Origin of the sequence: Thiomicrorhabdus sp. Kp2 (assembly GCF_000478585.1) — a bacterium.
Classification (GTDB): Bacteria; Pseudomonadota; Gammaproteobacteria; order Thiomicrospirales; family Thiomicrospiraceae; genus Thiomicrorhabdus.
The window spans coordinates 848,607-861,157 of record NZ_ARWI01000001.1 but is presented as its reverse complement, the minus strand read 5'-3'; the positions used below and the strand labels follow the sequence as shown (position 1 = coordinate 861,157).

General features: G+C 40.7%; 10 protein-coding genes. All 10 read left to right on the top strand.

Annotated features, from left to right (window positions below):
* The first annotated feature begins 49 nt into the window (after window positions 1-49).
* The 10 genes from murA (at window position 50) to A379_RS12585 (ending at window position 12,540) form a co-directional block, all read left to right on the top strand.
* Complete coding sequence (gene murA, locus A379_RS04105; RefSeq protein ID WP_040725981.1) at window positions 50-1,312, top strand: UDP-N-acetylglucosamine 1-carboxyvinyltransferase; 1,263 nt, start codon at window positions 50-52, stop codon at window positions 1,310-1,312.
* A gap of 85 nt (window positions 1,313-1,397) precedes the next feature.
* Window positions 1,398-2,039, top strand: a complete 642-nt coding sequence (hisG, locus tag A379_RS04100) for an ATP phosphoribosyltransferase (protein WP_040725979.1) — start codon at window positions 1,398-1,400, stop codon at window positions 2,037-2,039.
* Window positions 2,032-3,333, top strand: coding sequence for a histidinol dehydrogenase (hisD, locus tag A379_RS04095; protein WP_040725978.1), 1,302 nt, complete (start codon window positions 2,032-2,034; stop codon window positions 3,331-3,333). Before hisG ends, hisD begins: the two co-directional genes overlap by 8 nt.
* A 151-nt stretch (window positions 3,334-3,484) precedes the next feature.
* Window positions 3,485-4,225 (top strand): Nif3-like dinuclear metal center hexameric protein, encoded by a 741-nt coding sequence (locus tag A379_RS04090; RefSeq protein WP_040725976.1) that lies wholly within the window; start codon window positions 3,485-3,487, stop codon window positions 4,223-4,225.
* Window positions 4,226-4,411: 186 nt separating this feature from the next.
* Entirely contained in the window at window positions 4,412-5,026 is a 615-nt protein-coding gene (petA, locus tag A379_RS04085; protein WP_040725974.1) for a ubiquinol-cytochrome c reductase iron-sulfur subunit, read from the top strand.
* On the top strand, window positions 5,026-6,279 hold the full coding sequence (locus tag A379_RS04080; protein WP_232744812.1) for a cytochrome bc complex cytochrome b subunit: 1,254 nt from the start codon (window positions 5,026-5,028) through the stop codon (window positions 6,277-6,279). The genes petA and A379_RS04080 overlap by 1 nt, the downstream gene beginning before the upstream one ends.
* Window positions 6,279-6,938 (top strand): cytochrome c1, encoded by a 660-nt coding sequence (locus tag A379_RS04075; protein ID WP_106381681.1) that lies wholly within the window; start codon window positions 6,279-6,281, stop codon window positions 6,936-6,938. Before A379_RS04080 ends, A379_RS04075 begins: the two co-directional genes overlap by 1 nt.
* 319 nt (window positions 6,939-7,257) lie before the next feature.
* Window positions 7,258-8,622 (top strand): DNA repair protein RadA, encoded by a 1,365-nt coding sequence (gene radA, locus A379_RS04070; RefSeq protein WP_040725971.1) that lies wholly within the window; start codon window positions 7,258-7,260, stop codon window positions 8,620-8,622.
* Window positions 8,623-8,769: 147 nt separating this feature from the next.
* Window positions 8,770-10,014: an OmpP1/FadL family transporter gene (locus A379_RS04065; protein ID WP_040725970.1), complete on the top strand. Its 1,245-nt coding sequence runs from the start codon at window positions 8,770-8,772 to the stop codon at window positions 10,012-10,014.
* Window positions 10,015-10,272: 258 nt separating this feature from the next.
* On the top strand, window positions 10,273-12,540 hold the full coding sequence (locus A379_RS12585) for a PAS domain-containing hybrid sensor histidine kinase/response regulator (RefSeq protein ID WP_051144996.1): 2,268 nt from the start codon (window positions 10,273-10,275) through the stop codon (window positions 12,538-12,540).
* Window positions 12,541-12,551 lie beyond the last annotated feature (11 nt).

Below are 12,551 nucleotides of genomic sequence, written 5' to 3'. Positions count from 1 at the left end.
TTATGGGTTTGTCTAGAAGCACTAATATGAAAAATGAAAGCAGTATTTAATGGATAAACTTGTAATTAATAATCAGGGTCAGATTTCTGGCAGTGTTGAAATTTCTGGCGCAAAAAATGCGGCTCTTCCAATATTAATGGGTTGTTTATTAGCTGAAACCCCTGTGAAATTATCCAATGTTCCTCATCTAATGGATGTGACGACAACCATTCAGTTGTTGGCTTCAATGGGGGTTGAAATTATGTTTGATGAAGAGTTAAACATTGAAATTGATGCCTCAAATGTTACAAGTAAAGAAGCCCCGTATGAATTAGTTACAACGATGCGTGCCTCTATCTTGGTTCTTGGTCCTCTGTTGTCACGTTTTGGTGAAGCAAAAGTTTCTTTACCTGGTGGTTGCGCAATTGGTTCTCGTCCTGTCAATATTCACATTAGTGGTATGGAAAAAATGGGCGCAGAAATCCAAGTTGAGCAAGGTTATATTATTGCTAAATCAAATGGACGTTTACATGGTGCGGATATTACCATGGAACCTGTGACGGTAACGGGAACTGAAAACCTGTTAATGGCGGCGGTATTAGCGGATGGTGTGACCACTCTGCGTAATGCGGCGCGTGAACCAGAGGTAACGGATTTAGCTGCGTTTTTGGTTAAGATGGGTGCAAAAATCAGTGGTATTGGTACTGATACACTTGTTGTTGAAGGGGTTGAGCGTTTGACGGGAGTGAACTATGAAGTGATTCCTGATCGTATCGAAGCAGGAACCTATCTAGCTGCTGCTGCGGTTACGCAAAGTAAAGTGACGGTAACTAAAGTCAACCCAAGCCATTTAGGTGCGGTATTAGAGAAGTTTACAGAAGCGGGTGCGGAGGTGACGACTACCGCAAATACAATTACATTGGATATGCGTGATAGAAAGCTTAAACCTGTTAATATCGTAACGGATCCCTATCCTCTGTTTCCAACCGATATGCAAGCACAGTTCTTGGTAATGAACGCGCTTGCAGAGGGCGAATCTACGATTGAAGAAACCATTTTCGAAAACCGTTTTATGCACGTTTCTGAATTGGCTCGAATGGGAGCGGATATTCGTGTTGAGGGTAATACGGCACACATTAAAGGTGTTGAGAAATTACGTGGTGCGCCTGTTATGGCAACCGATTTACGTGCTTCAGCCAGCTTAATTTTGGCAGGCCTGGTTGCTGAGGGAGAAACCGTTGTCAATCGTGTGTATCATATTGACCGTGGTTATGAGTTGATTGAAGAAAAGTTCCATAAAGTGGGCGCACATATTTACCGTTTATCGAATTAAAATTTAAGTTAGCCCACCATTATGCTTTATGTTGTAAAGGTGGCTAAAAAAACCAATTTAAAATTATTAAAAAGTTTACCGAGTTATGAATAACCAGTTAACCATTGCGCTATCTAAAGGGCGTATTTATAAAGATACTTTACCGCTACTTGAAGCGGCAGGTATTGAACCTTTAGAAGATCCAAGTAAAAGCCGTAAATTAATCTTACCTACCAACCAGCCAAACGTACGTTTGTTGATTGTTCGTGCAACCGATGCGCCAACTTATGTGGCTCATGGTGCAGCAGATATTGGTGTGGCGGGTAAAGATGTATTAATGGAAGCGCCGAGCGATAACCTGTATGAGCTTTTAGATTTACAGATTGCTAAGTGTAAATTGATGGTGGCAGGCCCTGAAATTGAAAAGCCACATGGGCATCGTCTTAAAATCGCAACTAAATATCTAAAATCGGCTCAAGCGTATTATGCTGAAAAAGGTGAACAGGTTGATTTAATCAAACTGTATGGCTCAATGGAAATTGCACCATTAATCGACCTAGCTGATCGCATTGTGGACCTGGTTGATACAGGTAATACTTTAAAAGCCAATGGTTTAGTGCCGATGGAACATATTGCTGATATTAGTTCACGTTTGATTGTGAATCAGCACGCTTATAAAACGAAGTTTGATCAAATCAATACTATTATTCAACAGTTTAAAACAGTGATAGAGAAAGAAAATGCTTAATATTCGTCGTTTATCTGCTAATGCAGAAGGTTTTAGAGAGGAATTAGATCGTTTACTAGCATGGGAAACGGTCTCTAATGATTCAGTTAACGATATCGTTAAAGAAGTGGTGAATAACGTTCGTACTCAAGGTGATGCTGCATTACTAGAGTACACGGCACGTTTTGACCGTTTAACCTTAAACTCTGGTGCCGAGTTGGAAATCTCTAAAGAGCGTTTACACGCCGCTTTAGAAAGGATTCCTGCTGAGCAGCGTGATGCACTTCAGCTGTCTGCTGATCGCGTTCGCGACTATCACGAAAAACAAGTACAAAATTCTTGGACCTATGAAGAAGCTAATGGAACGATGCTGGGGCAGCAAGTGACACCTCTTGATAGTGTTGGTCTTTATGTGCCAGGTGGTAAAGCCGCTTATCCTTCATCAGTAATTATGAATGCCATTCCTGCAAAAGTAGCAGGGGTTGAGAAATTAATCATGGTTGTGCCAACGCCAGATGGTGAAGTGAACGATATGGTATTAGCTGCAGCCGCTATTTGTGAAGTGGATGCCGTATTTACCTTAGGTGGTGCTCAAGCGGTTGCCGCTTTAGCTTACGGTACTGAAACGGTTCCAGCTGTGGATAAAATTGTAGGGCCTGGTAATATCTTTGTGGCTACCGCAAAACGTATGGTATTTGGTACAGTTGGTATCGATATGATTGCTGGGCCATCTGAAATCTTAGTTTATTGTGATGGTAAGACCAATCCAGATTGGATTGCGGTTGACCTGTTCTCACAAGCTGAGCATGATGAAGATGCACAGTCTATTTTGGTTACTCAAGACGCTGAGTTTGCTGAAAAGGTTTACGAAAGTATGAATCGTTTACTGCCAACGATGCCACGTGAAAAAATTATTCGCACCGCATTAGATGACCGTGGGGCGATTATTGTTGTAGATAATGAAGAGCAAGCGATTGAGATGATTAATGTTATCGCTCCTGAGCATTTGGAGCTATCAGTTGATGACCCTAAAGCATTGCTACCAAAGATTCGCCACGCTGGGGCTATCTTTATGGGGCGTTTCACGGCTGAAGCCTTAGGTGATTATTGTGCAGGTCCTAACCACGTGTTGCCAACTTCACGTACCGCTCGTTTTTCATCACCATTGGGTGTATATGACTTTCAGAAGCGTTCGAGCTTGATTATGTGTTCACCTGAAGGTTCTAATGAACTAGGTAAGGTTGCAGGTATTCTAGCAGATGGTGAAGGCTTACAAGCGCACGCTATGTCAGCACGTTACCGTGTAACGGATTAAGTTTGTAATCGTCTTATAAACTGCTTACAGCTTTGAATGAAGCCACCATTGCCTATCAGGCCTGGTGGCTTTTTTATGATGGACTAGCGCCTTAGGTAAAGTGCAAAAGCATCGTTTTGAGAGTTGACAAAAGTAAACGGAGAGTAGATTCATGTTACGACAAGAGTTGCAAGATTATTTACAAAGCTACTTGAAGGTAAACGATTTTAAAGATTACGCCCCCAATGGTTTGCAGGTTGAGGGTTGTGAGCAGATAAAAACAATCGTGACGGGTGTCACAGCCTGTCAGGCATTAATTGATCAAGCGATTGATTTAAATGCCGATGCAATTTTGGTACATCACGGCTATTTTTGGAAAAGTGAGCCAGAGGTCATTACTGGTTTTAAGCAAAAGCGTATCAAAAGCTTACTACTTAATGATATTAACCTCTTTGGTTATCACTTGCCGTTAGATGCCCATGAAGAGTTGGGTAATAATGCCTTATTAGGTCAGTTATGGGGGCTTACCGATATTACTCCTTTACCAGGCCTGGTAAGATTAGGAGAGTTACCAGAATCAGTCTCTATTGAAGAATTTAAAACCATGGTATCTCACAGTTTACAGCGTGATGCTTTGCACTTGCCTGGTGGTAAAGAGTTGGTAAGACGTATTGCTTGGTGCAGTGGTGGAGCGCAAGGTTATATAGACCAAGCGATTGAGTGGGGTGCTGATGTTTATATTAGCGGTGAAGTCTCTGAGCAGACCACCCATCTAGCCAAAGAGTGTGGTCTGCATTATCTATCAGCAGGGCATCATGCTACAGAGCGTTTGGGGATTAAAGCATTGGGTGAACATTTAGAGAAAAAGTTTGATTTACAGTGTTTTTTTGTTGATATTGAAAATCCAGTGTAAATAAATTAGATTTTTTTAAGTAAAATTTTTATATGAATAACTTGTTGAAATAAAAGATAAATAAAATAATTTATGACACGTCATAAGTAAATATTTATGACAGTATGAGAAGATACTGATTTAAGTTAAACGCAAGCTTGGGTAGAATAGCCAGAATTTGCTTGCAATTAAAGGGAAGACAAACCTATGTCGACAGAAGAACAAAACGCATCTAGTGTAAATCTTCAGCGCCGTAAAATTTTAACGGGCGCAACGGGAGTAGTTGGTGCAACGGGCGCAACTTTTTTGGCGGTACCGTTTGTGAGCTCATGGCAACCTAGTGAAAAAGCTAAGGCAGCAGGGGCACCTGTGAATGCCGATGTGAGTCAACTATTACCAGGGCAAATGCTTACGGTTGCTTGGCGTGGTAAGCCTGTATGGGTTGTACGTCGTACACCTGAAATGGTCAATGGTCTAGCACCATTAGATGGTCAACTACGTGACCCAGCTTCTGCAGAGTCAGAGCAGCCAGAATATTGCCAAAATGAAACACGTGCTATCAATAGTGAATATTTAGTGGTTGTTGGTGTCTGTACGCATTTGGGTTGCGCACCATTGTATCGTCCAGCAATCGGTTCTCCAGATGTGGGTGCAGATTGGCAGGGTGGCTTCTTTTGCCCGTGTCATGGTTCAAGATTTGATTTAGCTGGTCGTGTGTTCCAATCGGTACCAGCACCAACTAACTTGGAAATTCCACCTCATCATTATCTATCGGATTCGATTATTCGTATTGGTGAAGATGCCAAAGAGGGAGTTGCATAATGTCTGAAAACAATATGAATGATTTAGATTCAAAGCAGCCTAAAAAAGGCTCTTTACTGGCCTGGTTTGATGCGCGTTACCCATTGGTTAGTACTTGGAACGAGCACGTTGGTGAATACTATGCACCTAAAAACTTTAACTTTTGGTACTTCTTTGGTTCTCTTGCTCTATTAGTCTTAATTAACCAGTTAGTTACTGGTATTTGGTTAACCATGAGTTATAAGCCAAGTGCAGCAGAAGCTTTTAACTCTGTTGAATACATTATGCGTGATGTCGACTGGGGTTGGTTGATTCGCTATATGCACTCAACGGGTGCATCAGCCTTCTTTATTGTGGTTTATTTGCATATGACTCGTGGTCTGCTGTATGGCTCCTATAAGGAACCGCGGGAGCTTGTGTGGATAATCGGTATGTTGTTATTTGTGGTCTTAATGGCCGAAGCCTTTATGGGTTACCTATTACCATGGGGGCAAATGTCCTATTGGGGTGCGCAAGTTATTATCTCTCTATTTGGCGCTATTCCAGTAATCGGGCCAGATTTAGCCTTATGGGTACGTGGTGACTTTGTTATTTCAGATGCTACCTTAAACCGTTTCTTTGCTTTGCATGTTATTGCCTTGCCTTTAGTGCTATTAATTTTGGTGTTTATGCACATTGTTGCGCTTCACCAAGTGGGTTCAAATAACCCAGATGGTGTTGAAATCAAAAAAGTAAAAAATGCCCAAGGTTTGCCAATGGATGGTATTCCCTTCCACCCTTATTATTCTGTTAAAGACTCTATGGGTGCGGTGTTCTTTATTTTGATTTTTGCTATTGTCATGTTCTATATGCCAGAAGGTGGAGGTTACTTTATTGAACCGCCTAACTTTGAACCAGCAAATCCATTAAAAACGCCAGAACACATTGCACCTGTTTGGTATTTCACGCCATTCTATGCCATCTTGCGAGCTATCCCTGATAAGTTCTTAGGGGTGGTGGCAATGGGCGGAGCGATTGCGGTGTTATTTGCAATGCCTTGGCTAGACCGTTGTAAGGTTAAGTCTATTCGCTATCGTGGTATGTCGTTCAAAGTCTTATTGACGGTATTTATCATTAGTTTTGTTGTATTAGGTTGGTTAGGTACGCAGCCAGCTACGCCTGAGCTAACAAAACTAGCGCAAATCTTTACCGCTTTGTATTTCATGTTCTTTTTGATATTACCGTTTACCTCCAAGCATGAGAAGACCAAACCTGTTCCAGAGAGGGTGCAATAATGAAAAAGTTACTGATGCTATTGAGCTTATTTTTATTGCCTTTCGTTTCACCTGTGCAAGCAGCAGGTGGACATGGCATTGAATTAAAACCAGCCGAAAATAACTTGCGAGACCAAGACTCTCTAAAACGTGGTGCGGTTTTGTTCTCTAACTACTGTATGGCTTGCCACTCTGTTAAATATATGCGTTATAACCGCATTGCGCGTGATATTGGTTGGACAGATGAAGAGATTATTCAAAAAATGGCTTACGGTCAAAATAAGGTTGTAGATACGGTTGAAACTCGAATGGTTGATGGTGTTGCAACGCAGGTTTTGGGGACGGTTCCACCTGATTTATCGTTGATGGCTCGTTTAAAAGGAACAGATTATATCTACACCTTCCTAACAGAGTACTATCAAGATGAGAAAGGAAATTGGGATAACCATGCCCTAAAAGGTACCTCAATGCCGAATGTTTTAGAAGGTATTCAGCGTCATGCTAAGCCTGAAGAGTATGCGCAAGCGGCACGTGATATATCTAACTTTTTAGAATATGTTGGTGAACCAGCCAAACTTGAACGTTTAGACTTAGGTTGGAAAGTTATTGCTTTCTTATTAGTGTTACTGCTCTTAACTTATCTACTTAAGAGAGAGTATTGGAGAGATATTAAACATTAATATCATTTCCTTCTTACAAAAGACCCGCATTTGCGGGTCTTTTTGTATCTAAGGGTTGTAAGAAAAAACTGTTAGAAAACAAAACAGACATTTAGGGTGAAAGTGATTAAAATCATTTGAATTCATTGAGACCTTTGTACGAGTCAGGGACGTAAGAAAAACGAGATAGAATTCTTTAGATTTAGGCTAAAAAATACGCATAATAACGAGTTATTGGGCGGATTTTTTAGCCTGAAGATAGAGGGTTATAGCCGTTTTTATACGTTCATCGACTCGTGCAAAGGTCTCTTATTAATTTAAAATTTAAGAAGTAACTTCTATGGCCAAAAATAAATCCGCTTATGTGTGTACCGAATGTGGAGCAGAACACGCTCAATGGCAAGGGCAATGCCAAGTTTGTCATGCTTGGAATACGTTAAAAGAGTTTAAGCTGTCTCCAGCTAAAAAATCGACTGGGACGGGCTCTAAAGGCTATGCTGGTACGACCCAAAATAAGGTTCAATCCATTAATGATGTCGATTTATCTGTGGTGCCACGCATCTCATCGGGCATGTCTGAATTAGACAGGGTTTTAGGTGGAGGGATTGTACCAGGCTCTGTTGTATTGATTGGTGGAGATCCTGGAGTAGGTAAATCCTCTATTCTTTTGCAAGTGATGTGTCATTTAAGTACTCAGCAAAACGTACTCTATGTGACTGGTGAAGAGTCATTGCAACAGGTTGCACAAAGAGCCAAACGTATGCAGTTGCCTGATGAAAAATTAAGGTTGTTTACTGAAACAGACGTTGAAACGATTACCGTTGCCTCAGAAAATGAAAAACCTAAGGTTATGGTGGTCGACTCTATACAAACCATGCAATTGGCTGAAGTGAGTGGTGGTGCAGGCGGTGTTTCTCAAGTAAGAGAGAGTGCGGCCTATTTAACTCGTTACGCAAAACAAAACAATGTGGCCATATTTTTAGTGGGGCATGTGACTAAATCTGGTGAGGTGGCGGGGCCTAGGGTTTTAGAGCACATTGTAGATACAGTGGTCTTTTTAGAAGGGCAATCCGACAGTCGTTTTAGAACCCTAAGAGCCATTAAAAACCGTTTTGGTGCGGTTAATGAGTTGGGTGTATTTGCCATGACTGAAAAAGGCATGAAGCAGATTAAAAACCCATCCGCCATCTTTTTATCAAGAGGTGAAGATGCGGCTCCAGGCTCAGTCGTGATGGTGGTTTGGGAGGGTTCACGCCCGCTATTGGTTGAGATTCAAGCATTGGTTGATGATTCTCCTTATGGTGCGCCAAAGCGAGTTACCGTCGGTCTGGATCAAAATCGTATGGCCATGCTGTTAGCAGTTATGCATCGCCATGGTGGTATTCAAGCAAGTGATCAAGATGTCTATGTCAATGTGGTGGGTGGCGTAAAAGTCTCTGAAACCAGTGCGGACTTGGCTGTTTTATGTTCCATTCTGTCCAGTATGCGAAATCAACCTTTATCGCAAGAGCTGATTATTTTTGGAGAGGTGGGGCTTGCAGGGGAGATTCGTCCTGTACCTAGTGGGCAAGAACGTATTATTGAAGCGGCAAAACACGGCTTTAAACGTGCCATTGTACCAATTGGTAATGTGCCAAAAAATGGTATTCCAGGCATGGAAATTATTGGCGTTAAGAGTTTACAGCAAGCGTTAGACGTTTTATAACCGCTCGTCTTTAAGCCTAAACACACTTTACCAGGCCTGGTAATTTAATTTATTTATCACACATCGTAATTTTTGAATTATGAGTAATACTTTGTGGGTGGTAGAATCACGCATGTCTATAAGTAGCTTAGAATATTAGGAGAACAAATGCCATTTAATAAATTAACCACAGCCGTTTTATTAGCGCTCGCATCGCAAACTGTACAAGCTTCAGGGTTTGCCTTAATTGAACAAAGTGCTAGTGGGCAAGGTACCGCCTATGCAGGTGCGGCCGCCAATGCCGAAGATGCCAGTGTCATGTGGTTTAACCCTGCTGGGTTAACCGAGATTAAAGGTAATCAAGCAATTATTGGTGGGCATATTATTTCGCCAATGGCCAAGTTTTCTAATGATGGTTCATATCTAGCTGTTGAAGCGAACAGGCTAGAGGGAAGTGGTGATGATGGTGCTACAATTGGTTTTGTGCCGAATATTTACTGGAAAGGCAAAGCGGGGGATTACGATATCGGTTTAGGTATCAATGTGCCTTTTGGTCAGCATATCTCTTATGAGGATGATTGGGTCGGTCGTTATCATGCAACTGAAACAAACCTTAAAACCATTAATATCAACCCTGCTATAGCACGCAAAATCAATGAAGAATTTTCTTTTGGTTTTGGATTGAATGCTCAATATGTGGATTTGGTCATGGAACAGCAGGTCAATCTTGGAAGCTCGACAGGAACAGCTGGTGATGACGGTCTAAAAATTAAGGCAGATAGCTGGGGGTATGGCTATAACTTTGGTTTTTTATGGAAACCACAAGCCAAAACAAATATTGGTTTAGCTTACCGTTCATCAGTTACTCAGGATGCAAAAGGTACGATTGCTTATCCTGATGCTCTTAGTGGATTAGATGGAAAAATTTCTTCAACTGTTAGCCTTCCTGCTTCTGCTTCTTTAAGTCTATCCCATCAATACAATAGATTCACCGTTCTTACCGATGCAACTTGGACAAAATGGAGTGATTATGGTTCTTTAATCATCGAAAATGCTTCGGGAGTAGAGATTACTGACACTCGACAAGACTTTAAAGACAGCTGGCGTTTATCATTGGGTGGTATCTATCAGTTGAATGATGATATGAAATTAAGAGCGGGTGTGGCATTTGACCAAACTCCTGTTTCGAATGAAACACATCGTAGTCCACGCACACCTGATTCTGACCGCAAATGGCTAGCCTTAGGTTTAGGTTATAAAGTGAGTCCAACTATGGATTTGGATATTGGGTATAGCCATCTTTTTGCGGATAAATCAAAGGTGAACTATTCAACGGATAATGTGCAGTATTTAGTGGGTTCTTATGATTCAGCTGTGGATATTTTCAGTGCCCAATTGGTTTGGAAATATTAAAAAGATATAAATTATTATAGTTACCAGGCCTGGTAACTTGAACTTTATTTCTCTAAAGCCTGTTCAGTTGACAGGCTTTTTTGTTTTATAGCGCTTAATATTTTAGTTAACAAGCATTCTTTATAAAATTGTATTGAAACTGGTCTGTTAATTTTGGTTATTAATATATTGAGTTTAAAAATTTAAAATTAGATATAAAACCCTCTCTACAGGTAATAGAATAGCTTTAATTCAATAAAATCTATAATATTCATTCTTATGAAATCTTTTTTAAAACAAGTCAAAGAGTTATACAGTCACTTATCTATTGCTACGGCCGTGTTTGAGCGAGATGAAGATGGGGTATGGCAACACCGATGGCAGAATGAAACCGCTTATTCTACCTGGGGAACGTTTGATGTTACCAGTGACCCAGCATTTAAACTTGAATTGATGGATGCACTTTCTCAAGTGGTTCCTTCTGTCTTTGATTATCAAATTCCAGGTGCAATTGAGAAGTACCGTTTTATTGCCACACCACATGAAAATGCCTTATTAATTCAGTTTTTAGCCAATCGTAAGGAGAACGGTGCAGGGTATGCAACAGGAGAAGAGAAGACAGGTATTCATTCACTCATTATAGAATCTTCTGCATTTGGTATTTATGACTGGGACATTGAAAAAGATTTTGTTCAGTTGAATCAAAAAGCCCATGAGGTCTTTGGTGTAAATGGCACTATTATCGGTTCAAGTTACAATAAATTAATCAGTCGGATTTGTGAAAAAGATGTTGAAGCGGTGGTTAATGCCATAGATGACCATTTGCAACATAAGTGGCCATTGAATGTTGAGTTTAGGATTTTAAATAATAAACAGCAATTTGAATGGATTTATATGACAGGGCAAGCTCAATGGCAAGATGATAAGCCCATTCGACTCGCTGGAACCTTAACCAATATTTCAAACCGAAAACAGGCTGAACAGCAATTAAGACAGCGTGAATTACTAATAGAACAGATGATTGATGCGCTGCCTATTTCTATTTACGTAAAAGATGCCCAAGGGTGTTATCGCTTTTTTAATAAGGAGGCTGAAAATTTAACGGGTAAAGTGCGTGGGCAAATGCTCGGTAGAACAGATTTTGAGGCCTACCCAATTACCTTTGCAGTTAAGCAAGCGACAAAAGATAAAGAGATTCAGAGTACTGAAAAAGTAGTTTTGTTTGAGGAAGAGGCTCAGTTTAATGAGCAAACTCACTGGATGCTTCACGGCAAAGTACCTATGCATGTTAAGCAGTTTAACCAGAATTATGAGACATGGTTACTGAGTTTTGCGCTAGACATTACTGAACGAAAAAAGATGGAAGAAGAGCTTAAGGCGGCAAGAAATATCGCAGAGCAAGCGGCAAAAGCTAAAGCGGATTTCTTGTCGGTGATGAGTCATGAAATCCGAACACCGCTTAATTCGGTTATTGGTAATGCCAGCTTGCTTTTAAGCGAAGACCTTGACTCTCATTTGGCGGATCATGTTGAGATGATTAAGCGTTCAGGCGATCATCTTCTGTATTTGATTAATGATATCTTGGACTTTAATAAGTTAGAGGCGGGTAAGGTTCAGTTAGAGCAAAGGCCTTTTTCCTTGCCACAACAAGTTCAAACTGTTATTGAAATGTCAGTAACGAATGCCAAGCTCAAACATATAGACTTAACATCTGAGATTTCTGAAGAATTAAATAGTCACTATCTTGGTGATGAGGGTCGACTAAGGCAAGTGTTGTTAAATTTGGTCGGTAATGCCATCAAATTCACCTCAGCGGGTGGTGTTGCAATCTCTGTTTTTCCAGGTAAAGCTTTTTCGAAAAACAATACTTCTGGTACAGTCGGTTCAGTGAGGTTTGAGGTTAAAGATTCTGGCATTGGTATTTCTGAAGAAAATATACCTAAGTTATTTGCGGAATTTTCCCAGGCGGATTCTTCAACCTCAAGACGATTTGGAGGGAGCGGTTTAGGCTTGTCAATCAGCAAAAAGCTGGTTGAAGCGATGAATGGAGAAATCGGTATTGTTAGTACAGAAGGCGTGGGAAGTACTTTTTGGTTTGAAATTCCTTTGAAAAAATCAGAAGAAGTCGTTCAAACCACGGCTGAAGTGCTTACAGAGGAGCAGGATATTAAGCCTTTGTCAGTATTGGTCGCTGAAGATAATTTACCTAATCAATTTCTCATTAAAACAATTCTTAGCAAACTAGGGCACCATGTAAAAATTGCTAATAATGGCTTAGAAGCCTATGAAATGATGCAAGATAGCAATAATGTTTTTGATTTGGTTTTAATGGATATGCAGATGCCAGAGATGAATGGGCTAGAGTCAACTCAGCAAATTCGTATGCTACCTGGGCATGAGGGGAATGTTCCTATTATTGCTTTATCTGCTAACAGTTATGAAGAGAGTTATGAAGCGGTTATCGCATCAGGCATGAATGATTATCTGAGTAAGCCTGTAAACATTGAAGCACTCAAAAAAACCCTGGCTAAATGGGGTTCTATTTAACTAGCAGCCCT